The following is a 26,910-nucleotide window of genomic DNA, read 5'->3' as shown; positions in this document are numbered from 1 at the left end:
TGCAGGCACCCGCTTGGCGCATCGGCAGGAAGACGATGTTGTGAAAACTCAACCGGAGGAACGTGCAGATCTTCCACATACCGATGCCGTTTGACCCATGAAGCTTCGGCTCGACCGGAGCGCTTACTTATAAACAAACCCACACATGCCAGCTTCGACTTGATTTTGAAATCAGGGGCGTCGAGGCGGCAAGCAACATCATTTTTTACCGGGAGGGGACAAAATGAACACCATTCACGTACGCCGCGGCGTACTGGCTAGTTCTTTGGCATTGGCACTTTTTGCGCCGTATGCCGTCGCGCAGACGTCGACGACGTCGGGTAGCGATCAGCAGCAGAGCACGTCTTCCAACAATCAGCCGCAGAACGGCCCGAATGCGAAAGAGTTGAAAGCAGTCATCGTTACCGGCTCGATGATCCCGCGCGTGGAGGTCGAAGGGCCGGCTCCGGTGTTCTCCGTCACCGGCCAGCAGATCAAGGACCAGGGTTTCACCACGCTGTGGGAATACCTCGATTCGCTGCCGCAGGTGGGTCAGCAGAGCCAGGACCCGGCCTCTTGGGGTTCCAGCTCGGTCAATGCGCGTTCGGTCAACCTGCGCGGCATCGGCCCTGGCTTCAGCCTGCTGATGATCGACGGCCATCGCATCGTGGATTACCCGCAGCCGTTGAGCAAGCAGAGCAACTTCCAGAACTACAACAACATCCCCACCGGCATGATCGACCATATCGAAGTGCTGGCGACCGGCGCCTCGTCGATCTATGGCTCGGACGCGGTGGCGGGTGTAATCAACGTGATCCTGAAGAAGAACTACCAGGGTGACGATCTGCAGGTTACGGGCGGCGGCGCCACTCGTGGCGGCCGCGCCTATGGCGACATCAACTTCTTCGGCGGCAAGTCCGGCGAAAACTGGCACGTCATCTATAACTTGGAGAAGTCCAACCGCACCGCGTTGTGGGGCTCGGATCGTCCGTATCAGGACTCGGTGGCCGATGCGGGCTACGGCTCATGGAGTCCGGCCTCTCGCATGTTTGGTTACCAGTACGACGCCAACAGCGCTGTTGCCCTCTCTGCGCAGAACGGTTCGGGCCAGTACATCACGCCGCCGGCGGGTGCCTGCGGGAAGTTCACGAACTCGCAGTTGAGTCACTCCTACAGCGTTACCACCAGCGGCACCCAGATCGCGGGCGTGACCGACAATGGTTACTACTGCTCGCAGCCCGCTCTGTTCCAGAACTGGGTGCTGACGCCCGGCAGCCGCAACAACAACGCCTTCGTGGCTGGCGAGTACGACTTCTCGAACGGCCTGCAGCTCTACGGCTCGGCGGCTTTGTATGACACGGTGGGCATTTCCAACACCCAGTTGCCGGTTGTTGTCACCGGCCAGTTCTACGACCAGAGCACGGGGCAGGTCATCAACCAGGCGCTCCGTCAGTTGACCGCGCAGGAAATGGGCACGGCTGCCAATACCCATGACCGCGAGCAGAACTGGAACCTGCAGGCCGGCCTGCGCGGCACCATGTTCGACAGCATGTTCAACTGGGATTTGAACCTCAATAGTCAGAAGTACATCGTGCGCGAGGACTACACGGCCATCGACAACAACGCGATGAACAACTTCTTCCTCGGCAAGCAGTTGGGTACCACCGCCGCCGGCTTGCCCATTTACGGCATGAACTGGCAGCAGTGGTGGAGCCCGATCACGCCGCAGCAATACAGCACGTTCGCGGTCAGTGGCACGAACACCTCGTCGTCGTGGCTGGACCAGGTGCAGTTCCGCGTCAATGGCGATTTGTTCAAGTTTCCGTGGGTGAGCAACGACTCCGTGGGTTGGGCGGCGGTGCTAGAAGCCGCACACAACGGCTTCCTGCTCTCGCCCGATCCGCGCTCTACCTTTTCCAACTCGGGTAATTTCCAGAATCCATTCGGGGCCTATCTCACCGGCGGCGGCACCCGCCAGCGCTATTCGTTTGGCGATGAGTTCCGTGTGCCGTTGTTGGATCAGGTGACCTGGACCATCTCGGGTCGTCTGGACAAGTACCACGATGCCAGCCGCGCCGATGTGGCCCGCACCTGGGCCACGGGCCTCGAATACCGTCCGTATGACGGTCTGCTGCTGCGCGGCAGCTACGGTACCAACTTCAAGGCGCCGGATATGCAGGCCATCTACCTGACCGGCTCCTCCTCGCCGGTGGGTGATTACGTCGATCCCTTGCAGTGCATCAACGCTATCAAGGGTGGCCAGGCCAACAGCACATGGTGCAACCTGACGCAGCGTCCCGTCTCGCAGTACTACACGTTGAACACGAATGGCAGCCGCTTGTTGCAGCCGCAGACCGGCCACTCCTGGACCTATGGTTTCGTGTGGCAGGTTCCGGGCGTGCAGGGCCTGTCGTTCTCTGCCGACTACTGGCATCTGGGCGTGGACAACTCCATCGAGTACCTCGGCGCAGACACCGTGCTGGTCGACGAGGCCGGTTGTCTTACCGGCTACCAGGTAAACGGCACGTCAGCTTTGTCGCCGTATACGGCGCACGTGCCGGGTTCGGCGTATTGCAAGATGGTGACCCAGATGGTTACGCGCAATGCGGCTGGCCAGATCGTTACGGAGAACTCCGGCCCGATCAACGAGGCGTCGCTGTACGTGAGCGGTATCGACTCCACGCTGGACTACAAGCTGCACACCGACGATTACGGTGACTTCCGCGCCAGCATCAACTACACCGACAATCTCGAGTACAAGCAGCGCGTGCTGGCTTCCGACCAGTTGCAAAACACCCGCTATAACAACGTAGCGAGCAGGATCACGTGGATCGGCGACTGGCACAAGGGCGACTGGGACGTGTCGATTTCCGGTGTGCGCGACGGCGGCTTGCGTTCCCCGAACTACGGTAGTTGCAATACGCTGCCCAATGGCATCCAGCCGAGCATGATTACCGTGCAAAATGGCACGGAGTCGGTGGCTACCGGTATTTGCCAAGTGAACGTCAATGGCCAGGCTGTAACCGTTGCCGACACCGAGTACACGGGCCATACGCCGGTGTGGATTACCTGGAACACGTCGATCGGCTGGCAGATTAATCATATGACCAAGCTGAAGCTCACCGTGAACAATATCTTCGACAGGGTCTCTACGATCCCGTACTACGCTGGTGGCTTCGAGTTCGTCACCACGGGGCAGACCGGTAGTGAATACAATGGTCGCGAGATATTCCTCACGTTTGACTACAAGCTCGATTGACGTAAGCAAAACAAACGAGCCCGGCCAAAAGCCGGGCTCGTTTGCTTTGAGCGGTATGTTTGAATAGATGGAGTCTTGAGGATGTTGAAGTCGTTGCTTGCTAGCTGCCTTGGTGCCTCGGTCCTGATGACGAGCGTCTGTGCGTCCGCCGAGATCTCGATCATCCCGGAACCGCAACATATAGAAGCTGGCCAGGGGAGTTATCAACTGGATGCCAACACCGGTATCGACGCTCCGGACGAAGCACGCGCGCGCGAAATAGTCTCCTTTTTGCGCGATGCGGTTCGCGATCAGACGGGCATCCGGTTATCCGAAAGCAAGCATGCACATGGCATCGTGTTGGCGATTGATCCCACCGTTAAAGGTGATGAGGCGTATCGGCTTTCTGTCACGTCACGGGGTGTCATCATCCAGGCGTCGACCGATAAGGGTCTGTTTTGGGGTGTGCAAACCCTGCGTCAGCTGCTGCCGCCTGAACACGGCGAGTTGGCTGCCATTCCTGCGGTGCAGATCAAGGATGCCCCGGCCTTCGCCTACCGTGGTTTCATGCTCGATGTGGGACGGCACTTCTACCCCGTCTCCTTCATCAAGAAGCAGCTCGATCTGCTGAGTTATTACAAGATCAATACCTTTCACTGGCACCTGACGGAAGACCAGGGCTGGCGCCTCCAGATCAATCGCTACCCCAAGCTCACCGAAATCGGCGCCTGGCGTACCGAGGCGGACGGTAGTCGTTACGGTGGCTACTACACGCAACGCGAAGCCCGCGAGATTGTGAACTACGCGCGGGCGCGCAACATTACGGTCATACCCGAGATCGAGATGCCTGGTCATAGCGTGGCGGCGCTGGCCTCGTATCCGGAATATTCCTGCACGCAGCAACCGCTGACCGTGCCCACCACCTGGGGCGTGTTCAAGGACATCGATTGCGTGGGTAATCCCAACACTTTCATCTTTCTTCAGCACGTGCTGGACGAAGTGATGACCTTGTTCCCCTCGCAATATGTGCACATCGGTGGCGACGAAACCCCCAAAGATCGCTGGAAGTCCTGCGATTCCTGCCAGGCGCTGATACACGAGCAGGGGCTGAAGGACGAGGAAGGTCTGCAGAGCTACTTCATCAAGCACATGCAGAGCTACCTCGCCGGCAAAAACAAAACCTTGATCGGTTGGGATGAAATACTCGAGGGTGGGGCGGACAAGAACGCCATCATCGAAATCTGGCGCGGCGACGACGAAGCGCGCAAGGCGTTGGTCAACGGCAACCGCATCATCGTGGCCGGGCCGTTCTATCTGGATGCACCGCTGGACGTCCTGACAGTGAAGGGCATCTATCTCACCAACATCGCCGGCCGTACATCGGCCAGCACGCAAGGAGATGACTCGATCTTTGCCGAGCACCGCGCGCAGATCCTGGGTGGCGAAGCGCCGCTGTGGAGCGAACGCGCAAACCCCTATAACGCCGAATCCAAAATCTATCCGCGCCTGATCGCGTTCGCAGAAAATCTATGGACCGACAATCATGACGATGCTGCCTATGCAGATTTCGAACAACGCCTGCAGGCACATTATCGCTGGCTGGATGCGCAGAAAGTGGCGTATGGGCCGGAAGACAAGCTAGTGGTGGGGTATTCCGTTACGTTCGACGATCAGCACGATGCCTGGCAGTTGCACGCCAAGCGCGGCTTTGACGATCTTGAAAACCACTACACCACTGACGGCAGCGATCCCACGGCGCAGTCGCCATCGTTCGATGACGTCGTCAGCATTCAACATGCTGGCACGGTGAAGGTCTCGCCTTTCCGCAAAGGCTTGCGTTACGACAATGCCACCAGCTTTACGCTGGTCGACAATCTGGCATCAGGCGGTTCCATCACATTCGCGCAGCCGGCGGCGCCGGAATATGCGCCTGGAGGCGTGTTGATCGACGGCGTGATAGGCGGTAATGATTTTCACGACGGCCGCTGGGTGGGCTGGCATGACGCCGATCTGGAAGCGACGATCGACCTGCAGAAAGATGTGGCCTTCCACACCATCGACGTGGGTTTTCTGTTCGAGCCGAATTCACGCGTTCTGCTTCCCGAGCAAGTGACGTATGAAGCATCGAGCGATGGACAGCATTGGACCTCGCTCTACAGCAATACCTTGAATATCGACCTGGCATCGCCTGCACGAAAGCTATCCCTGCGCTTTCATTCAGAGCAACCCGTCACCGCGCGCTATATCCGTATCAAGGCGACGCAGCGCAAGAGCTTGCCGGCGAGCTTTCCCGACGGTGCCAAGGACATCTGGCTGTTTGCCGATGAAGTGTTGGTTCAGTAGTTGCGGAGAGTGCGCGCGATGATCGGGCCCTCGCCCCAACCCCTCTCCCGGAAGGAGAGGGGCCGCTGCAGCCAGCTGTCTTAGTAATCGTACGTCGCCGTCAACCGCACATATCGCGGCAACTGCCGCACCACCGCCGATCCATACAGCGGATCAGGCGTACCGGGCGAGATCTGGAAGTACGGATACGCATTCAAGATCGTCTGCGAATTGAACAGGTTGAACACATTCAGCGATAACGCGAGCTTGCCCGCTGACACCGGCGGCAGATAACTGATGCCCACGTCCACCTGCTTGTGCCAGGGCAGCCGATAGGTGCCGGGTGGCGAGGGCTGGCCGCCGCACCAGTGGTAGAAGCTGCCGTAGCCGTCCGGATCGGTTTGATTCGGGCCGTAGTAGCCAAGGCAATTGCGCGGATTGCCGGAGACCAGTTGCACCGTGCCCGACACCAGCCACTGCGGCGTGATCTGGTAATAGCCGAACAGCTTGAACTGGTGCGTGTGATCGTTGCTTTGCGCGCCGTTGCTACTGGACATCAGCTCCGGAAAATCCCAGTCGATACTGGTCGACGCAGCCGTCTGCTGAATGTCCGAGCGCAGCTGTCCTTCCGTATCGCCATAGCTGCGTGAGAACACGTAATCGACCTTGCCATACCACTTGCCGTCGAACGGATGTTCCAGGAAGGTTTCCAGCGCATAGTACTTGCGCTTCATCTGCGGAAAGTTCATCTCTGCATTGGTCAGCGGTACGCTGCGGTAATTGCCACTGGCGTCGATCACCGTGAAGATGTTTTCGCGGCCCGGATTGATCAGATAGCAGCTGTTGGTCGCATTGACGGTGTAGCCAAGCTGCGCGGCCTTGTTCTCGATCGCTTGCACGTCGCAGTAGTCGTCAATCACGTTGCGCAAAATACGCCGCGTCAGCTTGGCGCCGTACACCCATTGATTGTCGATTGCTTTGGTGAAGCCCAGAATGAACTCGTCCTGGTATTCAGATTTCAGATTCTGCGCCGTCACCGTTCTCGGATCCGGCAGTACGCCATAGGTGTTGTTGGGTGATACCGCATTGGAGAACGCGGTCAGCCCGGTCGGCGTACCGTCCGCGGCGATGCCGCCATAGGTGTAATACTGCTGGGTGGACACATAGGCGCCGGCCGCGTTCAAGGCCGGGTTGAGCGGCATACCGAGGTAATAGCGCCCCACGTTACCGTAGACCTTCAGGCTAGCATCGCCGAACACGTCCCAGCTGAAGCCGAGCCGCGGTGCCCATTGCGGCTTGGTCTGGCGGATGTAAGGTTGCGCATCGGCGTTGTAGTCGACGAACTGGTCGTTGCGTAGACCCAGCGACAGCAGCCAGCGATCGCTGACCTGCCACTTGTCTTCGATGTATTGCGCGCGCTGCGCGGAGCGCACGCTGGCGATCGAGCTATTGATGTACTTGATGGCGTAATAGCCCGCTGCACCATTGGGATAGTTCGCCGGTGCACCGACACCGAGGTTGGGAATCAGCGCAACGGTCGGCGTGGTGGTGTATTCGTAATCCCAGTAATAACCCGGGCCGGAGGTCTGGCTGCCCTGGTCGATCGCGCGTGCATTCTGATTGTCGATGCCTAGCGAGAGCGTGTGTTGACCGAGCTGATAGGTGAGGTCGATGCGCAGGTTGTCGCTTTCATTGTGCCGATTCGGGCTGTAAAGCGAGCGCGTCACCTGGCTGTTGCCGATCGGCGAGCCGCCGTTCAAGGCCGGGTTCTGGTTCTGGATATCGGCAAGATAGGTCAGACTGCTGTTGTAATTGCCGGGCACATCGTAGTTGTCCAGCTTCATCTTGCCGTAGGTGGCGGTCAGGGTGAGGCTGTCGGTAATGTAGCTGGTGAACTTGGCGGTGTAGAGATCACCACCGGTCTTGGTACTGTCTGCGTCGTTGATGAACTGGCCGCGCTGCAGTGTGGTGTAGTCGTAGCTGTAGATCGAACCTTGGGTGTTCTCGCGGTTCGATGCGCCGGTAATTTCAAGAATATTGCTGTCGGTGATGTTCCAATCCAGCTTGCCGTACCACTTGGGCGAGGTGTAGTGGTAGCGCACGTACGGCTGCGCGTTGGAAACCTCGTTGACCGTGGTGCCGTTCTGCGTGGAAGCCTCGGCGGCAAGGAAGAGGAACAGCTTGTCCTTGATCAGTGGGCCGCCGATGTACGCATCGTAGGTCCGGGTCCATTGCTGGTTCTTGCTCTTGGGATCGTAGAGATTGCCCGCCACCGGCGACGTCGGTAGGCCGTTGGTGTAATAGGTGTTCGTTCCGTTAGCGCGCGCGAAATCCGGCTCCCACAACACCTGGCCGCCGAAGTGCCATTCGTTGGTACCACGCTTGCCCACCATGTTGATCACGCCGCCATCCGAGCGCCCGTACTGCGCGCTGTAACCGCCGGTATAGATTTCCTCCTGCTCGATAGCGCCGTAGGGCAGGGTAAGACCGCCCAGCCCGCGCTGCGTTTCGGTGACGTTGAAGCCGTTGATGTAATACGCGTTCTCGCTGGCGGCCGAGCCGCCGAAACTCACCAGCGATTGACCGGTAGGTCCGGTGTAGCCGCCGCTGTTGTTCACCACGCCCGGTGCGAGTTGCGCGATGGCCTCGGCCGAACGCAGCAGCGGTAGCTGCGCCAATTCCTTGGACGTAATCACCGTGCGCGAGTCCACACTAGTCACGTCGATGGGTGGCACGGCATTGGCCGTTACCTTGACCGCTCCTAGATTCTTGGCCGCCGCTTCGCTGAAGGAAATCTCAGTGCCGGTGCCCACACGCAAGTTTACGTTGTCGCGCGAATCAACCACTGCGCCGTTGCGCAACAGGGACACCGTATAGACGCCCAGTGGCAACTCCGGCGCGACATAGCGCCCGCGGTTGTCGACTGGAACTGTGCGCGAGATGCCGGTGGTGCTTTTGATCTGCACGGTTTCCCCGCCCGTCGCGGGCACCTGGCCGAAGATGCTGCCCGTGGTCGATTGCGCGAAGGCATGCGTGCTGGCCAGCGTCAAGCTTACGGCCACGGCAATGGCCAACTTTCGGGATGAAAAAGTATGTGTGTTTTTCAAAATAGGGGTTCTCTGTAGCGCATCGCAGACAAGCGACATTCCTAGTGCACGCGGGGTGGGGATTCCCGCAGGCGGCTTTTCTGGATGAAGGTGAATCGGCCATGGCGAGTTCTCGTCTCGCCTGCTTTCGCGTCCCCTGATGCGTCATCGCACCGACGGAAAGCTGCCTATATAGATACGTTGCTGCGTTGCAAAAAGAAATGTTCCGACGATGAAGGATGTGACTGTCGGTATGACGAGGAGTGATAAAGGCGGGGAGCGGGGAAGAGGGAACGGGGAACGCGCAAATCGCGCGAACGATGTGTTCCGTCGCGACTTCTTTGTTAGTGAGAGCGCTTGCATCGCACCTCAACATAAATTTTCTTCCCCGTTCCCCGTTCCCCGTTCCCCGTTCCCCGTTCCCCGTTCCCATTTTTTTCTTGCATTTATCGTAACGTTACGATAAACTCCGGCCGCCCAAAACGAAGGAGTTACGCCATGGTCGACCCTCGCGATCCGGGAACCATTGCCATGCTGCTTAAGCCCCGAAGGGGGCGTCCGTCCTCTGGCAACGCGAAATCCGCCGCCGAGCGCATGCGCGCATACCGCGCACGTCATGTAACGGTGAAGTGCGATGTGTTGCGTTCGGTGATTACGCAGTGCCAGGAAATTCAGCAGTTGCTGGAGAGCAATCAGGCGCTGCGCGATGAACTGGATGCGGCCTATGCCGAAATCGCGTGGCTTCGTTCAGGCCGATAGATAGACAAAAAAAGGGCGCCTGCTCCGGAGGCGCCCGCCGAGCAAAAATCTGAGAGGCTTGCGGTCAGAAACCAGCGCCGCTGCCGCCGCCGTTGGCCACTGCTGCACTGGTTACCAGGCTGGACAGCGGCACTAGCTGGCTGAGAAAGCGACTCCATTGGGTGATGGCTGCTGCGCCAACCCACACCACGTCGCCGGCGCGTACATGGAAATTGTCCGCTAGCACATAGGCTTCTGGAGAACGCGCGTTGAGGTGATAAACCGTCGCCGGGTTGTGGGCCAGATCTTTCACGCCACGGATCACGTATACCGATTTGCTGCTCGACGTAACCGGATTCAGTCCGCCGACGCGGCCCAGCGCTTGAGTGAGCGACATGTCATCCGTTCTGAACACCAGCGCCTGCGGGCGCAACACTTCACCCAGCACATAGACTTCCTTGGTGTCGTTGTACGTCAGGAGCAAGCGATCGCCGGGTTTCAAATAAATGCGCTGCTCCGCTGTCTTGCTGAGGGTGTTCAGGTCGAGATGGTAATCGCGGCCATCCCGCGACAGCACGAGGTCCGACATATCCGCGTGCGCAAGGTCGATGCCGGCCGTACCGATCGCTTGCGCAAGCGTCAGCGGAACCGTGGTGGCCTGTTGCGGGTCCGTTTTGCTAAACGCACCCTGAAGCGTGATGAGCTGGCTGCCATAACTTGTGACGGCCACGTCAACTTGCGGCTTGGGCACAAATTTGGTGAGCCGGCTGGTCAGCTCTTGGCGCAATTCGTCCACCGTCATGCCAGAGGCTTTGACGGTGCCAACATAGGGATAAAACAACGTTCCGTCTGAGCGCACCAGGCGGCTGTTCGCGCTGGTTTGCTGTTGTGCACCAGCCGGTGCAGTCAATTCGGGGTGATCCCATACGGTGATGTAAAGCATATCGCCGGGCCCGATGCGATACGCCTCGGGCTGATAGCTCAGCAATTCAGGGGGGATGGTCTTTTCCTCTGGTGCGGGCTGGCTCTGCAGCCATTCAGGCGTGATTTGCACCATCTGGACGTGATCCTTTTCCGGTCCACTCGAGGCCATGTGCTGTCCGGGAAGGGCGGCGCATCCTGAAAGAGCCAGGGTCGTTAAAACAGCTGCCAAAACCAACGATGCTTTCATGTGCACTCCACTATGTATTGATGTTGTGCCACTTGGCATGGAGCACTGGGCGGTCAAAGTGCGGGATATGGGTATCAATCGGAAATCTCTCGAATCGGCCACGTTTGTTTAATTAATTAAGCTCGCGACAGCGTCACCGTGCCGTAAATGAACTGTGGTCGAACTCGACTTTTTTTCGTCACGTGTGTGTACGGAATGTCTTGTGATGTCAAATATTTTGAAAAATCCATGCGCTTTTGACGAAAGCAGCGCTATAACTTCATTCGATTTTTAGATGATGTCACTCGAGCGCGCATGTGCGTGCAGCCATAGAAGGTAAACCCGTTGAAACGCATCATTGAAAAAGCAGGACTTATGAGGTTTTGCATTTACACATGCGGTGGGAGTGCTTCCATACGTGTTCAAACGCATCCTGATCGTCTGCGTAGGCAACATCTGCCGAAGTCCTACGGCGGAATTCCTGTTCCGCGAAAAGTTGCAACATCGCGGCATCCATATCAGCAGTGCGGGTCTTAAGGCACTGGTGGGCCGCCCTATGGATGACAACGCGATGCAAATTTTGAAAGAACGCGGTATCGATGCAGTCGAACATCGTGCGCGTCAGCTCGATCCGACGATGCTGCGCGAAGCCGATCTGGTGTTGACGATGGAACGCGATCATTTAACCGCCGTGTCGCGGGTTGCGCCGGAGGCCAGCGGAAAATTGTTTCTGCTCGACAAATGGCAGGACGCCAACGATGTCCCTGATCCTTATCGCCAGTCGCGAGAAGTGTTCGAACACGTCCACGTGATGATCGAGCGCGGCGTCGAGAGCTGGCTTCGCTATTTATGACTTACTTATGAATACTGATCCATCGAGGAGCGGCCTATGACCACCAAGCAGACCTTCGCGACACGCGACGAAGACATTGACTTGCGCGCATTGCTAGGAACGGTGCTCGACAATAAATGGCTGATTGCTTCAATTACCGTCGTGTTTCTGCTGATCAGCGTGCTGTACTCGATACTCGCCACGCCGGTCTATCAGGCCAGTGCGTCGGTACAGGTCGAACAGAAGGCGCCGACCTTGCCGGGCATGAGCGATCTCACGGAGACGCTAGGCATTTCCACCTCGCAGGCGATCACCGAAATTCAGTTGCTCACCTCGCGCAAAGTGCTCGGGCAGGCAGTCGAGAACCTCAAGCTGGATATCGAGAGCCAACCGAAGCACCTTCCGTTCATCGGTTCGTTCCTGGCGCGGCAGTTCATAGGCGAACATCCTGGCGAAATAGCTGCGCCGGTGTTCGGTCTGAGCCGTTATGACTGGGGCGGTTCGCAGTTGGATATCTTCCAGCTCGACGTGCCGGCTGACCTGCTCGACGAAAAGCTCTCGCTGATCGCCGGTGACCATGGTACCTATACGCTGCAGGATCCAGACGGCAACGTGCTCATCAACGGCCACCTTGGTCAGATGGTCACTTCAAACGGCGTCACCATGCAGGTACGCACGCTGCAGGCCAATCCGGGTACGCGCTTCCGCGTGGTCCGGCATTCGCACATGGATACCATCGCCGTGCTGCAGAAGAAGATCGATGCCGAAGAGCAGGGTAAGGATTCGGGCATCATCGCGCTCACCTACAACAACATCGACCCGATCCTGGCCACCAATCTGCTTGATCAGGTCACTAGCCTGTATGTGCGCCAGAACGTCGACCGCAGCGCGGCCGAAGCGGCGAATAGCCTGCAGTTCGTGCGTGAACAATTGCCGAAAGTGAAGCAGGAGCTGGAACGCGCCACGTCAGCGCTGAATACCTTCCAGCTCAAAGAGCATTCGGTCGATCTCACCATGCAGACACAGTCGCTGCTGGATCAGAACGTGTCGATCGATACCAACCTCGACCAGTTGCGCATGCAGATGGCCGAAGTGCAGCGGCATTACACACCGGAACATCCGGAATACCGCTCTATGCAACAGCAGATCAACCAACTGGAAGGAGAGAAGGGCGCACTGCAACACAAGATCGGTTTGCTGCCCAACACGCAGCAGGAGTTGCTGAAGCTGAATCGTGATGTCACGGTCACCAGCCAGACCTACACCAGCCTGCTCAACCAAGCGCAGCAACTGGATATCGCGCGCGCCGGTACCGTGGGCAGTGTGCGCATCATCGACCAATCGGCGGTGAATCTCGCCAAGCCGTGGTGGCCGCGTCCGATCTGGGTCATTCCGGGCGGTGCGGTGTTGGGCTTCCTGGTCGCGCTGGGATTCATTTTCCTGCGTCAGATGCTTACTCGCGGCGTGGAAGATCCGGTGGCGATCGAGCGGCTCGGCCTGCCGGTCTACGTATCCATTCCGCTTAGCGACACGCAACGCAAAGCGGCGACGCGACTGGGTCATCGCTCGGGCACTCATCAGCATCTGTTGGCCTTGAACGCACCGGCCGACATGGCGACAGAAGCGCTACGCAGCTTGCGTACCAGCTTGCACTTCGCACGGCTGGAGACGAAGAACAACGTGTTGATGATTTCTAGCGCCAGCCCCGGCGCGGGCAAGAGCTTCGTAGCCTCCAACCTCGCCGTGGTGATGGCGCAGGCCGGACAGCGTGTGCTGCTGATCGACGCGGACATGCGCAAGGGCCTGTTGCATCGCATGGTCGGAGGCCGGCCGGACAATGGCTTGTCAGAACTGATCGCAGGCCAGGCGCAAATCAGCGACGTCATACGCCCGATCAACGGCGTTGGCCAACTGATGTTCATTGCGCGCGGCAAGATTCCGCCGAATCCGTCGGAACTGCTGATGCACGCCAACTTCACCACGTTGCTCGAGACGCTGCGGCCGCGTTATGACCTGATCATCGTCGACACGCCGCCGGTTCTCGCGGTGACCGATGCAGCGGTGATTGGTCATCATGTCGGCACCAGCCTGCTAGTGGTGCGCTTCGGCATCAATCAGGTGCGTGAGATCGCTCTGGCCAAGCAACGCCTGGAGCAGAACGGCGTGGCGATCAAGGGCGCGATCTTCAACCTCGTGGAGAAGCGTGCGGCCGGCTACTACGCCTATGCGTATTACGCGTACGCGCCGACGACCAAGGTGTGATCGATGGTGGCCTCTTTCCTGTGTGGGAGAGGTCATGCGTGCCGCACCGTATCCCTCTCCCTTCCGGGGAGAGAGCAGGGTGAAAGGCAATCTTGCGAGGAACCATTCGTGGGTGATGTAAGTATTGCAGCGCGAGTTGCGCGCGGAATAGCCGGTTTTTCGCAAGATTGTCCCCTCACTCCAACCCTCTCCCTGGAGGGGAGAGGAAGAGGGCGTTGTCGCAGCCGTAACATGCAAACGCTTGCCTGGATGCCTGCCTTGTGAATTCCTCCGCTTCCGACCTCCCGCTCTTGAGCCGATTACCTCAAGGATGGCGCCGCGCACTCGGCGCCATCTCCGTGCTGTGGATAGCCACCGCACTCGGCGCGGTCCTGGCTTTCCTCACCCAAGCCTTACTGGCGCGCGAGCTAGGCCCGGCCGAGTACGGCCTGTTCGCTTCGTCGCTGGCCACCGTCACGATGGTGACGCCGCTCGCGGGCTTCGGTCTGCCGCAATACTGGCTGCAGGTGTACGGCGTGGAAGGCTGGCAAGGGAATCGCTGGCTGACGCCCTCGTTGCGCTTCATTGCGGGCAGCACCGTGTTGACATTGAGTCTGGTGATGGCGTGGTCGTTCATCGGTGCGCCATCGGACGCGCGGCCGATTCTTCTTCTGCTGCTGCCGATCGTGCTGGGTATCTTGGCGGCGAGTCTGATCAGCAGTCAGCTGCGCCTGGAAGAGCGGCACTACGCATTGGCGCTGTGGCAGTTGACGACGCCCGGCAGCCGCATGCTGGTGGCCGTGCTGCTGCTGCTCATACCATCGCTCGATGGGCGATTCGTGGCGATCGGCTTCAGCCTGATTTCGCTGGTGGTTGCCGCGCTCGCATTGCCGCGGCTGATGGCGATGATGCGCGGCGGCATACAGCTGCATGGCCACGGGCCGCAGCCGACTGCGCAGATGCTGGGACCATCACCCAGTGTGGCGCGCCTTTGGTCACAAGCCTGGGCGTATGGTTTGGAAGCGACGCTGTATCCGATTTTCTTTCAGATCAGCACAGTGTTGCTGAAGTATCTGAATGGCAACACGCAGGCAGGCATCTTCGGCATCGCACTCGGCGTGATGACGGCGATTTATCTCATTCCCTCGACGGTGTACCAGAAATTCCTGCTGTCGAAACTGCATCGCTGGGCGGTGCACGATACGGCCAAGTTCTGGAGGGTCTATCGCCACGGCGCCATCGCGATGTTGGCCTCTGGCGTATTCGTGGCGCTGGCGCTGGTCGTGGTAGCGCCTTGGCTGGTGCCGATTGTCTTCGGTGAGAAATACAAGCCGGTGGTGCGAGTGCTGACGGTGCTGGCAGTGTGTGTACCGGTGCGCTTTCTATCCACGGCCGTCAGTTCGGCCTTGCTCAATGAGCAGCACATGCGATATCGCGTGGTGGCGATGGGCTTGAGCGCGGTGATGGTCGTGGTGTTCAACGTCATGCTGATTCCCACGTATCACGAAATGGGTGCTGCGATCGCTACGGTTGCAGGTGAGGTGTCGCTGTTGCTCGCGATGTATGGGGGAATGCGCAGGTTTCATGCGCGCAGGATTTAATCTGAGTCGCGCATACATCGCAATGCTGACGTTTTCACCCCAGTCTACGCACTTCTAATCTCTCACCGCCGCCGCATCATTTAAAGGCTTGGCGATGCGTTGCAACACCCTCAACGCTTGGCATGGGTGCAGGCCTGAGGGGCCTCAATTTGCGGCGTATGAGGGACAGCACACCCACGGCGAGCGTAAACAGATACTCGGGCAGGCTGATGAAGCCCTCGCGCATAAGCCGGCGGCGCATGATGCGTCGGGCACGATGGACCGCCATGAAGTTATCGCTGAGTCCGTGCTCGCCCGGACCGCGCTGGTTCCAGATCGCCAAGACCTGATCGATCTTGGCGCAGCGGTGACCGGAAAACAGGATCTGTGACCACAGGAGGTAGTCCTCCGAATACCAGACCTGATGATCGAAGCGATACGGCAGGTCGCGGCGCAGCATCACCGAAGCAGTGGGAAAGGGGTTGTGAAACAGCAAACGGCCGCGTCCGATGATCTGCGTTCGTGGTGGCCCTTGCAACTCGGGAATAGGTGTCCCACGCGGACGCACAATCATCCGGTGCGCGATCAGCGCAATGGATGGGTCTGCTTTCAACGCTGCCATCTGGAGCTCAAGCTTGCGCGGCCCCCAAGTGTCGTCCGCATCGAGGAAGGCAATGTAAGGCTGTACGGCGCGCTCCCACCCGGCATTGCGCGCACGCGATGGACCACCGTTATCCGCTAGCGCGATCACCTTGATCCAGCCGTCCTCATGGGCAGCGGCGACCCGGTGCAGCGCTGCGAGCGTACCATCGCCGCTGCCGTCTTCCACCAGCAGGACCTCGGCAGGGAGCAATGTCTGTGCCTTGATCGAAGCGATCGCATCATCGATGGTCGCCGTACAGCGAAAGCAAGGAACCACCACGCTTACCGGAGCCTGTTGTGCAGCGAATACATCGTTGCCAGCCTCGCTGATTGCGGTGTTCGCCTCATCGTGCATGGAATGAAATCCTCGGGCCTGGCCGCTAGCATTCGTGAGTGCGGCTTCCCCTCTGCAAGTCGCATAGCGGCCACTATGGCGCTGGGCTCGCTCCCTAGCGCTCGTTCGAGCGCCGTCGTTTTTTTACGGCAGCGGCAGTGATAGTGGAATGAAAGAAGCGTCTACCGGACGTATTCAGGTGGTTTGGCTTACCTCAGTCGCGCGTAGATTGAACTGATAATTCCAGCTGTTTTGCCATTCTATTTGGTGGATTGTCATCCCAGCCTACGCACGATAAAGCAACGTCAAATCGCTTTGTCGCCACATAGAAAAAACCCTCTCCCGAAGGAGAGGGTTTTGACTTAATCACGATAAAAATTTCGACTATCTTTGCGGTGATATCGTATTGCCATACTGCGTGACATATCGTGCGGTGCTGGCGATCGAGATGTCGCGCGGCGACCAGCCCTCCGTGTAGATGGACACGCCATGATCATAGAACCAGGTGTCGCCGTTCCACTCGATCGTGTTGTTGGCAATGGTCACGTAGCTGGTGCTGGCCGAAATGCTCACACCGAACAGATAGTTCTCACTTAGGTCGCTGTTCGTGATTGACACATTGGTCGGGTCACCGGTGTACACGCCGAAACCCTTGTTGTTCTGGGCGGTCACTTTGTAGAGCGACAGGCCGTTCACGTTGTTGTGCACTTCGAGTCCGTTGCCGGCGTTGTTCGACAGAGTGGTGTTTTCCAGGCGTACCTGCGAGACATTGCCCTGCGTCTGCGGCTCGATGTCGACACCGGCCTGCGGATAGGTACCATTGGAGCCCGTGAAGCTGCTGTTGACGACGTACACTTTGTTGGACGGCGTAATCGTCAGGCCCTGGCGTCGATTGTTGGTCCCCGTGACGCCGTTCAGCGTTACGTAGTTCGAAGGCACCATTTTGCTGCCCCAACCGGAACCGCCGACCAATATGCCGTCTCCCCAGCTATCGGCGACAGAGACATTGTGCACATACACATTGCTCGAGCCTGAGATATTGATGCAATAGCCCCATTCGCCAGCGGAGCCGTGGTGCTTGCTGCGCTCACCAAAAATATGGCCGCCGACGATCTCGACGTTGTTGACCTTCCATGCTTTCACGACATTGTAGCGATCCGAGCTGTTCGGAATGGCCTTGAGATATGTGGAGCTGGACAACGACAGGCGCGTGTGTGAGCGCAAGCTGATGCCCGTGACTGCATTGATCATGTATGTGCCATCCGGCACCACGATCGTGCCGCCGCTGGAGGGCAGCGCATCGATGGCAGCCTGGATAGCGGCGGTGTCGTCCATCACGCCATTACCTGAGGCTCCGAAGTTGTGGACGTTGAGTACGGTGGAACCGATCGATTGAGGTGGCGTTGCATTCCACCATTCAGTTGCAGAAGCCGGCAGAGCTACTGCTGATAGCGCAAGAGAAGCGGCGATCGTCGACAACAGCTTGCGGCGAGATGTGAAGTTAAAATAACGTGGAGTGGATACGTTCAGGTATGTGAGGGAAATCCCCTGCATGCATTTCAGCACTGACTCACTTTTCACCTTTGAAAAAGCCTCTTTTTTGTCAACGGTGCGGGTAAGGTGAGTCATTCACACGTGAAAATGCAAATGTGAATTTGTGTCTTGATTCACATTCGTCAAAATTACGACTTGTGTACAACGTTTGCTGTATGCTTTCGCGTCGACGCGGAGTTTTTTTATCCATGCGAAAGGTAAATAGACGTATGGACGTCTATTCATAAAGGTTGAACGTATTGGATCGTGTCAAAGATGCGCTTGACGGAGGTAGTCAAGGCATGAATCGAACCGCACCGCTAGGGCCGTTCAAAGGATTCATAAGCTCTGTATACACGTCCAGTGTCCTCTGTATGACCAGGCGTTCGTCGAAATCCCGCAACGCTTTCTGGCGCGCATGATGGCCGAGCTGCAAGAGCAGTTCGCGATCGTCATCCAATCGGATAATACAATCGGCCAGTGCACGAGCATTGCGCGGTTCCACGCACAACCCATCGACCCCATCGTTCGTCACTACTTCGCGGCAACCGGGCATGTCGGTAGTGATGAGTGCAAGTCCGCACGCGGCACCTTCTATCAGTGATTTCGGCACACCTTCGCGGTAATAGCTTGGCAATGCCATGACATGAACCGTTTTGAGAAGACCGGGCATATCGTCGACGTGACCGAGCCAGCGCACAAGGCCGGCATCCGCCCATTGCTGCACCTGTTCCTGGTTGACCGAGTGCGGATTACCCGGGTCCGGTGTGCCGGCAAGAATGAACTCCACGTCGCGTCCCCACGCGCGCAGCAACGCTGAGGCATCGACGAATTCATGGATGCCTTTTTCGCGTAGCAACCGCGCAGCTAGCAACACGCGCAGACGTTCGTGCCGATTGGGAAAGCGTTTCGGCGGCTGAAAGCGCGACGTATTGACGCCGGAGCTTCGGATAACGCGGATCTTGTCCGGTGCGATTAGTCCCGTGTTCCCGAAAGCGCTGGCGTCGTCGGGATTTTGCAGCACAAGCAGGGAGCGCTCATTGTCGAGCGCCGTGTGCAGCAGCGCTTTGACCAACGGACGGAGTGTGCGCGCCTTGAGCGTGTCGCTGGTGAATACATAGCCCATGCCAGCCACCGCGTTCACGGTGGCTGGCACGCGTGCGAGGCGTGCGGCGATCGCTCCGTAGATCGCGCACTTCAACGTGAAGTTGTGCAGCAGGTCGGGTCGCTTATGCCGTAGCACGCGCGTCAGCTGATACAGGGTCACCGCTTCACGCAGGGGATTGAGACTGGCGCGATCCATCGACACCAGCGGTATCCAGCGACACCCATGTGCGGCAAAACGGTCGCCGAAATTACCGGGCGGCGAAATCATCACCACTTCGTGCCCATCGTTGCGTAATCGAAGCGCCGTCGACAGGCGAAAATTGTAGAGATACCAATCGGTGTTGGCGAAGAAGGCGAATTTCATGCAGTCATCCACAACGAGGGAAGGGCAGCTATGGCGTGGTGAGGAGCATGTTGTCCGACCACCAGATGCAGGGTGTCAGTGCGGAAGTGGTTTTTACGTAAACGTATTGTCCCTGACGGTCACGTTGCTGGCGGCTTCGCGGATGAGCAGTTCCGGCTCGACCGAGTGCTCCGCATCGCCCGGCGCGCTGATCCCGGCGTCGTGCCGCGTCCACCAGTCCCTGTCCGGATCGTCGCCTGGATTGAGCGGATAGCGGAAACCATTGCCGACCATGGTGTTGTGAGCAATGTGCACATAATTGCTGTGACCGGCGATGAGCGCGCCCACCAATCCATTGCGTGTGAACGTGTTATTGGAAAAGGTAAGCCCGGTGGGCTCCTTTTCATTCATGTCGTGTTCTTCATTGGTCAACACGCCATAGCCAAAGTTGTCGTTGAATACACAGTTGTCTACCGACAGACCGATCACATTGCCATGTACCTCCATGCCGCAGCCGCGATTGCGAGTCATGATGCAATGGCTAATGGTGATGTTTCGTGTAAAGCCTTGACGCTGCGGTTCGATGTCGATGCCCGCCTTCGGATTGGTGCCGTCGCTGCCGCTGAAGGTGGAATTCATGATCACGACGTTTTCCGCCGGTCCGATGGAAAGGCCCTGGCGACGATTGTTGGTGGATACCACGCGGTTGACCATCACGTTGACCGCCGGTACGGCTTGGCCATCCGCTCCAAGCGCGCCGATCCACATGCCGTCACCCCAACAGTTGCGGATATTTATGTCGCTGACCATGACATTGGTCGACGACTGGATGTTGATGCCGTATCCCTGTTCGCCGGTGGTGCCCTGGTGTCCGGTCCGTTCGCCCACGATAGTGCCACCCACGATACGCACGTTGTCGACTTCCCACACTTTGATTACCCAATAACGCCCGCTATCGGTGGGGATCGCGGCCAGCGTCGCGGCGGGATCCATCAAGAACAACATGTTCGAATGCAGAACGATCGCCTTGGTTACATCGATCCGGTAGTCGCCGCGCGGCACGATCACGGTGCCGCCGGTGAGCGGAACGTCATCCACGGCCGCCTGAAATGCAGCCGTATCATTCGTTTTGCCATCACCCTTGGCGCCCTTGTCGCGCACGTTGACGATAGGTGTGGCTACGTCGCCTCGGAAATGAATGCCTAGGCCGGAAATAGGAACAGGGGTAAGCAGAGGGTAGCTATTCATGACACGCGCTCCATTTGGCAGATGTGTTTGGTACGAAAGCCTTGCGTGCAACTTAGCGCTCTGAATCAGGGACGATCAGATGAAACGTGAACTTGGATGCGGAGCCGAAGTTCCGCCTTTTGCTTAAGGGCGATATGAATTCCTCCTTCCTCGAAGCCGAGCACATTCATGTCTCTATCGCGAGCTTTCTCTCTCGGAATGGCGCACGAACCATTCGTCCTTGATCATTGCGAAAAATTGCTGCCCGTTATCGAGACGTCACTGGTGCCGGGGTCCACCCGCAGCTCGCGCTTCTGCGCATCCGCATTGGGGGAGGCAAGCGCTGCGGCCACGCGCCGTGCATAGCGGGCGCTGTTGCCAGACAGCGTATTGCCGCTGGCTTTGACATGGCTTGTCTGGCCAGCAATCACCAGGCCGACCAGCCCGTTCCCGGTGAACACGTTGTTGAGGATGGTGAGCTGCGACGGACTGTCCACGGTCAGCAGGCCATAGCCCTGGTTGCCCTGGAACGTGCAGTTCTTGATCGTGACATTGCTGACGTTGTAGTGAATCTCCATGCCGGTGCCTTGATTGCCGCTGATGATGCAGTGATCGATGGTGATGTTGCGCGCGAGGCCCTGCGCTTGCGGTTCAATATCGATGCCTGACATCGGTTTGGTGCCATCGCTGCCGCTGAAGGTGGAGTTCATGATAACCACGCCATCCACCGGCCCGATGGAAAGCCCTTGCCGGCGATTGTGGGTGGAGATCACTCGATCGATGACCACGTCCCTGGATGGCACCGCGTTGAAATGTCCGATTCCACCGATCCAGATACCGTCGCCCCAGCATTCGGAGATGTGCATGTCCGAAACATGCACATGGTTCGATGCCTGGATGTTGAGCCCATAGCCCCATTCGCCGCCGCTGCCGGTATGGTTGCCGCGCTCGCCCACGATGCGTCCGCCCGTAATGCGCACGTTGTTCGCACTCCAGACCTTGATCACGTGCGAGCGTGGCGAGTTGTTGGGAATGGCGGTGAGCGTGGCATCCGGTGCCAACTGCAGCAGCATGTTGGAACGCAAGTTGACGGCGCGCATGGCGTCGATAATGTAATTGCCAGGTGGAACTGTCACGGTGCCGCCGCCCGGCAGAGCGTCGACCGCCGCCTGGAAGGCGGACGTATCGTCGTGCACGCCGTCGCCCTTGGCGCCCTTGTCGCGAACGTTGATCACCGTTCCGCCCGTACTCTGCCAAGCCCAAGCTGTGCGAGGAAATAGCGACGCCGACAAGGCGATGGGCGGCAAGATCAGCAATGAATGGCGCAGAAAATCGCGACGCGTGGCGGAAATGGAGTCGAAACGTTTTTTACTCATGACACGCGTTCCTCGGCGCGAGTGGTCGAATGGGACACGCTATGCATGCGGTTCAGCAGCCATGGCAACGTGACGGCGAGTAGGTAGAACTTGGAGGCGAAGTATTTGCTGTTCAGCCGGTCGCGATGCGCCTCCAGCCATTGCGGCGCTCCAGGCAACAAGCTGCGTGTCTGTTCGGCGAAGGCATACACCTGGTCGAAGCGCTGCTTGGCCAGACCACGCAGGTCGAAACGGAAGCAGCCCTTGGCCTTCACGTACGGCAGTTCCTGGAAGTGCTGGGCAATATACCGGCGCATCAGCACCTTGTTCACACCGCCCGGGCCAATCAGGCGGTCGTTCGGAACTTCATGGAAGATCCAGTCGCGCAGCCGTTCGTCGCAATAGGGAAGAGCCAGCGGCAGTGATGCCGCTTTCGACGTGTAAATGCCTTTGAGCACGTGCGCGGATTCGACGATGATCATCGAAATACGGCGTTCGGCTTCGGCCGAATCCACCTGGGCAATGTCGACGCGGTATGTCTCCAGTCGTTGCCGTGATTGAGCCGAAATATTCCAGCCGAATAAAGCATCCACGTCAGCGTCGCTGAAGCGCGAGCCGGGGAAGTAGCGCTCGAAGCGGTCCATCTGCAATGTGGCCAACACAAAGCAAAGCTTGAAGCTGCGGCTCACCAGTCGCGATTCGAGGATGCTCCGTGGCAGGCGCCATCCGCGCGCCAGCCATCCGAGTATGCGTTCCTTGGCGTGCAAGGGCGTGCCGAAATACTGATCGGCACCCACTGCATCGATGATGCCGTCGCCGCGGCGCACACCCACTTCCGTCACCATATCCGCGTAGGACACGGCGGCAAAATCTGACGTGAGCAACGGCATGCGCGGCAATAGCGCGATGTAGCGATCATAGGCACGGCCCGGATCGCACACCAGAGCTTCATGGCGCAGGCCCAGCTGCTTGGCGACGAAGCGTGCCGAAGCGATTTCGTTTTCTTCCTTGCCCCCCAGGTACGTCAGGCAGGTCGTATCTGGCCGCACGTCGGCAAGCGCGATCGCCGTCGAGGTGGAATCTTTGCCGCCGCTCTGAAAGAACCAGGGCGCGTGCATCTCTGCGGTTGCGCGTGCCACCGACTCGCACAGCAGGCGGTGATAGGTCCGTATCAGGTCATCGTCGTCGACGGCGTCGGAAGCTGGTCGCGACGTCGCAAGAGCCGACTGAAATGGGTAATGGAATCGTGGGTTGTCATGCATGTCCTGCGTCGGGTCGAAACCTGATGCGGCAACCTTTACGTTCCGATAGATGGAGTGCGGTGGATAGACGAACGTATTTCGCAGCAGGTCAGCAATCGATACCGGATCAAGTGAGGCTTCACCACGCTCGAGCTCATCGAGCGGAGAGAAGTCCACTTTGTCCTGACAGGGCGCTGTGTGGAGCTGGATGTGCGATCGTGCGAACGTATCGTGTTTTTTCTTGGGAAGCATGGCGGATGTCATAAAATCACCGGGTGCGTGGCGCGGCAGCAGATGCCTGCGTAGGCGGCCGTGAAGCTTTTTCCGCTTCAACCATGGATGGCGCAAAAGCGCGGAACGGAGCTTAATGAGTGGCGGCGTCGCAGCGATCGAGGTTCGAACGCTGGCGGACACATGTACTTGCCTGTGTTTTATCTTCCCTGTCATGACGTCACCTTTTCGTCGACGGTGACGTTTTCGGAAGCCGTGGTCGGATGCATGCGGCTCAACAGCCACGGCAAAATCATGGCGAGCAAGTAGAACTTGGACGCGAAATATTTGTTGTCCAGGCGATTGCGATGCGTTTCCAGCCAGTGCGGCGCACCGGGCAGCAGCATCTGCGTCTGCTGGGCAAAGGCGTAAATCTGGTCGAAGCGCTGCCGGGCGAGACCGCGCAGATCGAAGCGGAAGCAGCCCTTGGCTTGCACGTAGGGCAATTGCTGGAAGCGGCGGCCGATGTACTGGCGCATCAGCACCTTGTTCACGCCGCCCGGGCCGATCAGGCGCTCACTGGGCACGTGATGGAAGATCCAGTCGCGGAATTGCGGATCGGCATACGGATAGGCCAACCGCAGCGACAGCGCGTGGGCGGCATTCATGCCTTTGGCTAAGTGCGCCGATTCGCCAACCACCAGTGAAATCCGGCGCACGGCTTCGGCGGAAGCCGCGGCGGCGATGTCGGCATGGAAAGTCTCCATGCGGCGTTGCGAGCACGTCGAAATGGTCCAGCCAAAGAGCGTATCGACCTCGACGTCACTGAAACGTGAGCCGGGGAAGTAGCGCTCGAACTCGCCCATTTGCAAGGTGGCTAGCGCAAAACACAGTTTGAAGCTGCGGCTAACCAGGGGTGATTGGAAGATGCTCTGAGGCAGGCGCAGGCCGCGCGCCAGCATCGCCAGTATGTAGTCTTGCCGATGCAGCGGTACACCGAAATATTGATCCGAGCCCAGCGCATCGATCATGCCGTCGCCTTGTTCCAAGCTCACTTCGGTAGCCAGATCCACGTACGACAGCGCAGCGAAATCCGCGCTGAGCAGCGGTATGCGCGGCAGCACCGCCAGGTAGCGGTCGTAGGCGCGGCGGGGATCGCATACCAGCACTTCGTGGCGAAGCCCAAGCTGCCGCGCCACGAAGCGCGCCGAGGCAACTTCGTCTTCCTCCTTGCCGCCCAGGTAAGTAAGGCAGGTGCTATCGGGGCGCACATCAGCCAGCGCGATCGCCATGGAAGTGGAATCCTTGCCACCGCTCTGCAGCAGCCATGGCGAGCGCATGCCGGCGGTGCTGCGCGCGACCGCGTCGCATAGCAGGTGGTGATAGGTGTGCAGCAGCTTATCGTCATCCACCGCATCGGCGGATGGGCGCGATGGCGCCAGCGCGTGCTGGAAGGGAAAGTGGAAGCGTGGATTGTCGTGCAGATCCTGCGCCGGGTCGAAACCCGTCGCAGCGATCTTCACGTCGCGGTAGATGGTATGCGGTGGATAGACGAAGGCATTGCGAAGGATGTCCGCGATCGAGACCAGGTCGAGTGATGCGAAGTCCTGGGCATGATCGATGAGCGGCGATAAATCCACTTCTCCGGCATTGGGCGACGTATTGATCTGAATTCGCCTCACGGTTTCAAACGCCGTGTTGGAGTACTCGCTCAGCGATGCGCTCATACAAGCACCTGATTGGCCACGTAGTAATAGAAAACAGCACAGGAAACCACCAGGCCACCACGCAACAATATGGGGTTGCGCAGTATCGATAGACGGCTATGGAAAAAGATCGCTGCGACCATTAGCGATATCGCCATATAGGACGACAGCAGGAAACGATTGGAGAAGTTGCCCCATCCAACCGCAAAGAACGGCAGCAACATGACCAGGTAGACTGCCGTGCTGTCCTTCAGGCGCGTATTGAACGGTTTGCGCACCAGTCCGGACATCATGAACGGGAGCGCATACCAGAAGATTGAAAATACCGCGAAGTCGAGGCGCACACCGGACTTGTACTTGGCGCCGAGGCTGTAATCCATCACGGCGTTGTAAAGCGCGGGTACGGCTGCGCGCACCACGATCATCGTCACGCCCGTGCAATACGCGATGAAGGCCAGCAAGGCGGCAATACGCAGCAGCTTGAGGTTGACCAGCAGCAGTGGCGCGAAAGCGAGATAGAGCAGGGACGAGTAGTGGAAGCAGGTAGCGATCACGCCATAAATGAAGAACGTGCGCCACTGGCGTTGATGGAAGGCCAGCAAGGCGGTGAACACCGGCAGCGCGGCCAACCCTTGCCGCACCGCGTTGATCGATGCGTTCACGAACATCGGCGATATGAACAGGAACATCACGCCTGCGATGAGGAACGTCATATACCCGCGCGTGCTGCCCAGGTAATTGAAATAGTGGCGCGCCGCCAGCACCACCATCAACAGCAGCAGGCCGAATAGCACGCACTGGTAGGTCTCGACGCTGAAGCCCAAGATGCTAAGCAGGCGCGTAACCAGCAGGAAACCGGGCTCGAAACGTGTTTCGATCGGGCCGCCGCGCAGTTCGCGATAAACCTCCTCATAGACATAGGTATCGGTACCCACGTCGATGCTGCGCAGACCGACCACCAGATCACTAAATAGGAAGGCCGCCGCGACCAGCATCATGCTTAGCATCACGCGTGCGTTCGTCGTGATGTTCGACGTGCTGGAATGTTCGACGTAGGGCGTCGTGGAGGGCATCATGATCGACTCGCTCATGCGCTGCGCCTGACCATCGGCCAACCTTCATGTTGACGCGCGTAGGTGATCACGCGCCGCCGTGCATAGCGCACCAGGCTCATGGCATCGGCAAGCTGCCATTGCCACCAGCTCAGCAAGCCCTGTTGATGCAAGGTCTTACGAACATCCACGGCGGCTTCGTACATGGCGGCCAGATCGCCGCTCAATCCGCTCGCGCCGAACGGGGGCTTGTGCCACGAGGCCAGCACTTGGTTGAGCCTTGCGCAGCGGTAGCCAGACAGCAGAATCTGCGCCCACAGCATGAAGTCTTCCGCGCGCCAGCGGGTTTCGTCGAAACGGAAGGGCAGGTCGCGGCGAAGCACGATCGAGGCGGTCGGGAGCGGGCTACGGAACATCAACAGACGGTTCGGTAAGACGCGAACCTGAAGCGGATAGCGCAATGGCGGCGCCGGCGTCGCGCGCGTTTGCACATTCATCTCGTGCGCGATCAGCGCGATCTGCGGATCGTCGGCTAGCACTTCCATCTGCAGTTTCAGCTTTTGCGGATGCCAGCTGTCGTCGGCATCCAGAAACGCGACCCATGGCTGACTGGCCTGTTCCCAGCCACGATTGCGTGCTGCCGATGGGCCCGAGTTGCGTGGCATGGCGATCACTTTGACCCAGCCGGGTGGATAGTTGCGCGCAACTTCCGACAGGCGCTCGAGCGTGCCATCGTTGCTACCGTCATCCACCAATAGCACCTCGGCGGGAAGAACCATCTGCGCTGCCACTGATGCCACGGCGTGATCGATCGTATGCGCGCAACGAAAGCACGGCACCACCACGCTGACTGGCACCGTATCGCCGGGACGGATGTTGCGCAGATCGTGGCTGGTCCATTCCTCGACGGCATTCGTCTCGACGGTATTCGGTTCTTCCATCATTGGCATTACATTGTTCTTTCGACCCATGGTAACCACGTCCTGATTCTCTG

17 protein-coding genes are annotated in these 26,910 nt (G+C 58.7%); 6 read left to right on the top strand and 11 right to left on the bottom strand.

Translation table 11 applies throughout. The features are described from left to right. Positions 1–223: 223 nt before the first annotated feature. Entirely contained in the window at positions 224–3,238 is a 3,015-nt protein-coding gene (locus ISP18_RS01705) for a TonB-dependent receptor plug domain-containing protein (RefSeq protein WP_380016409.1), read from the top strand. 81 nt (positions 3,239–3,319) lie between these two features. Then, the gene (locus tag ISP18_RS01700; protein ID WP_380016407.1) at positions 3,320–5,560 is read left to right on the top strand and encodes a glycoside hydrolase family 20 protein; all 2,241 of its coding nucleotides are present in this window, start codon (positions 3,320–3,322) and stop codon (positions 5,558–5,560) included. Positions 5,561–5,640: 80 nt separating this feature from the next. Here the strand turns inward: ISP18_RS01700 and ISP18_RS01695 are convergent, their stop codons facing one another. Further along, positions 5,641–8,685 (bottom strand): TonB-dependent receptor, encoded by a 3,045-nt coding sequence (locus ISP18_RS01695; RefSeq protein WP_380016405.1) that lies wholly within the window; start codon positions 8,683–8,685, stop codon positions 5,641–5,643. Positions 8,686–9,123: 438 nt separating this feature from the next. On the opposite strand from ISP18_RS01695, the gene ISP18_RS01690 reads away from it, so the two are divergent. After that, entirely contained in the window at positions 9,124–9,384 is a 261-nt protein-coding gene (locus ISP18_RS01690) for a hypothetical protein (RefSeq protein ID WP_380016403.1), read from the top strand. Positions 9,385–9,448: 64 nt separating this feature from the next. Here the strand turns inward: ISP18_RS01690 and ISP18_RS01685 are convergent, their stop codons facing one another. Next, on the bottom strand, positions 9,449–10,534 hold the full coding sequence (locus ISP18_RS01685; RefSeq protein ID WP_380016401.1) for a polysaccharide biosynthesis/export family protein: 1,086 nt from the start codon (positions 10,532–10,534) through the stop codon (positions 9,449–9,451). Between the two features lie 397 nt (positions 10,535–10,931). Here ISP18_RS01685 and ISP18_RS01680 point away from each other — a divergent pair, with 397 nt between their 5' ends. The 3 genes from ISP18_RS01680 to ISP18_RS01670 all read left to right on the top strand — a co-directional run bounded on the left by ISP18_RS01680 (position 10,932) and on the right by ISP18_RS01670 (position 15,187). After that, positions 10,932–11,366 carry a low molecular weight protein-tyrosine-phosphatase gene (locus tag ISP18_RS01680; protein WP_404559239.1) on the top strand — a complete coding sequence of 145 codons (435 nt, stop codon included), beginning with the start codon at positions 10,932–10,934 and terminating at the stop codon, positions 11,364–11,366. A gap of 36 nt (positions 11,367–11,402) precedes the next feature. Beyond that, positions 11,403–13,607: a polysaccharide biosynthesis tyrosine autokinase gene (locus ISP18_RS01675; protein ID WP_380016397.1), complete on the top strand. Its 2,205-nt coding sequence runs from the start codon at positions 11,403–11,405 to the stop codon at positions 13,605–13,607. Between the two features lie 290 nt (positions 13,608–13,897). Then, positions 13,898–15,187 carry an oligosaccharide flippase family protein gene (locus ISP18_RS01670; RefSeq protein WP_380016395.1) on the top strand — a complete coding sequence of 430 codons (1,290 nt, stop codon included), beginning with the start codon at positions 13,898–13,900 and terminating at the stop codon, positions 15,185–15,187. Positions 15,188–15,263: 76 nt separating this feature from the next. On the opposite strand, the gene ISP18_RS01665 is transcribed toward ISP18_RS01670, so the two are convergent. From ISP18_RS01665 to ISP18_RS01625, 9 genes are all read right to left on the bottom strand, one after another. After that, positions 15,264–16,163: a glycosyltransferase family 2 protein gene (locus ISP18_RS01665; protein ID WP_380016393.1), complete on the bottom strand. Its 900-nt coding sequence runs from the start codon at positions 16,161–16,163 to the stop codon at positions 15,264–15,266. A gap of 363 nt (positions 16,164–16,526) precedes the next feature. Continuing rightward, positions 16,527–17,696: a right-handed parallel beta-helix repeat-containing protein gene (locus tag ISP18_RS01660; RefSeq protein WP_380016391.1), complete on the bottom strand. Its 1,170-nt coding sequence runs from the start codon at positions 17,694–17,696 to the stop codon at positions 16,527–16,529. Positions 17,697–17,970: 274 nt separating this feature from the next. Then, the gene (locus tag ISP18_RS01655) at positions 17,971–19,146 is read right to left on the bottom strand and encodes a glycosyltransferase family 4 protein (RefSeq protein WP_380016389.1); all 1,176 of its coding nucleotides are present in this window, start codon (positions 19,144–19,146) and stop codon (positions 17,971–17,973) included. 93 nt (positions 19,147–19,239) lie between these two features. Further along, a complete protein-coding gene (locus tag ISP18_RS01650; protein ID WP_380016387.1) occupies positions 19,240–20,373 on the bottom strand; it encodes a right-handed parallel beta-helix repeat-containing protein in 1,134 nt (377 codons plus the stop codon). 224 nt (positions 20,374–20,597) lie between these two features. Then, a complete protein-coding gene (locus ISP18_RS01645; RefSeq protein ID WP_380016385.1) occupies positions 20,598–21,728 on the bottom strand; it encodes a right-handed parallel beta-helix repeat-containing protein in 1,131 nt (376 codons plus the stop codon). Next, a complete protein-coding gene (locus ISP18_RS01640) occupies positions 21,725–23,212 on the bottom strand; it encodes an asparagine synthase-related protein (protein ID WP_380016383.1) in 1,488 nt (495 codons plus the stop codon). Before ISP18_RS01640 ends, ISP18_RS01645 begins: the two co-directional genes overlap by 4 nt. A gap of 179 nt (positions 23,213–23,391) precedes the next feature. Continuing rightward, on the bottom strand, positions 23,392–24,885 hold the full coding sequence (locus ISP18_RS01635; RefSeq protein ID WP_380016381.1) for an asparagine synthase-related protein: 1,494 nt from the start codon (positions 24,883–24,885) through the stop codon (positions 23,392–23,394). Then, entirely contained in the window at positions 24,882–25,955 is a 1,074-nt protein-coding gene (locus ISP18_RS01630) for an EpsG family protein (protein ID WP_380016379.1), read from the bottom strand. Before ISP18_RS01630 ends, ISP18_RS01635 begins: the two co-directional genes overlap by 4 nt. After that, positions 25,952–26,887 (bottom strand): glycosyltransferase family 2 protein, encoded by a 936-nt coding sequence (locus tag ISP18_RS01625; protein ID WP_404559238.1) that lies wholly within the window; start codon positions 26,885–26,887, stop codon positions 25,952–25,954. Before ISP18_RS01625 ends, ISP18_RS01630 begins: the two co-directional genes overlap by 4 nt. Positions 26,888–26,910: the final 23 nt, after the last annotated feature.

Source organism: Dyella humi (assembly GCF_044904605.1).
Lineage (GTDB): Bacteria > Pseudomonadota > Gammaproteobacteria > Xanthomonadales > Rhodanobacteraceae > Dyella_B > Dyella_B humi.
Note: the sequence above shows the minus strand (reverse complement) of the source record. Positions and strands in the feature narration are given on the sequence as shown.

Coding starts and splice junctions, on each gene's coding strand:
- ISP18_RS01685 (WP_380016401.1), bottom strand. CDS start 10,534: ATGAAAGCATCGTTGGTTTTGGCAGCTGTTTTAACGACCCTGGCTCTT.
- ISP18_RS01660 (WP_380016391.1), bottom strand. CDS start 17,696: ATGCAGGGGATTTCCCTCACATACCTGAACGTATCCACTCCACGTTAT.
- ISP18_RS01655 (WP_380016389.1), bottom strand. CDS start 19,146: ATGAAATTCGCCTTCTTCGCCAACACCGATTGGTATCTCTACAATTTT.
- ISP18_RS01695 (WP_380016405.1), bottom strand. CDS start 8,685: ATGTCGCTTGTCTGCGATGCGCTACAGAGAACCCCTATTTTGAAAAAC.
- ISP18_RS01700 (WP_380016407.1), top strand. CDS start 3,320: ATGTTGAAGTCGTTGCTTGCTAGCTGCCTTGGTGCCTCGGTCCTGATG.
- ISP18_RS01640 (WP_380016383.1), bottom strand. CDS start 23,212: ATGACATCCGCCATGCTTCCCAAGAAAAAACACGATACGTTCGCACGA.
- ISP18_RS01675 (WP_380016397.1), top strand. CDS start 11,403: ATGACCACCAAGCAGACCTTCGCGACACGCGACGAAGACATTGACTTG.
- ISP18_RS01645 (WP_380016385.1), bottom strand. CDS start 21,728: ATGAGTAAAAAACGTTTCGACTCCATTTCCGCCACGCGTCGCGATTTT.
- ISP18_RS01625 (WP_404559238.1), bottom strand. CDS start 26,887: ATGGGTCGAAAGAACAATGTAATGCCAATGATGGAAGAACCGAATACC.
- ISP18_RS01630 (WP_380016379.1), bottom strand. CDS start 25,955: ATGAGCGAGTCGATCATGATGCCCTCCACGACGCCCTACGTCGAACAT.
- ISP18_RS01665 (WP_380016393.1), bottom strand. CDS start 16,163: ATGCACGATGAGGCGAACACCGCAATCAGCGAGGCTGGCAACGATGTA.
- ISP18_RS01650 (WP_380016387.1), bottom strand. CDS start 20,373: ATGAATAGCTACCCTCTGCTTACCCCTGTTCCTATTTCCGGCCTAGGC.
- ISP18_RS01690 (WP_380016403.1), top strand. CDS start 9,124: ATGGTCGACCCTCGCGATCCGGGAACCATTGCCATGCTGCTTAAGCCC.
- ISP18_RS01635 (WP_380016381.1), bottom strand. CDS start 24,885: ATGAGCGCATCGCTGAGCGAGTACTCCAACACGGCGTTTGAAACCGTG.
- ISP18_RS01705 (WP_380016409.1), top strand. CDS start 224: ATGAACACCATTCACGTACGCCGCGGCGTACTGGCTAGTTCTTTGGCA.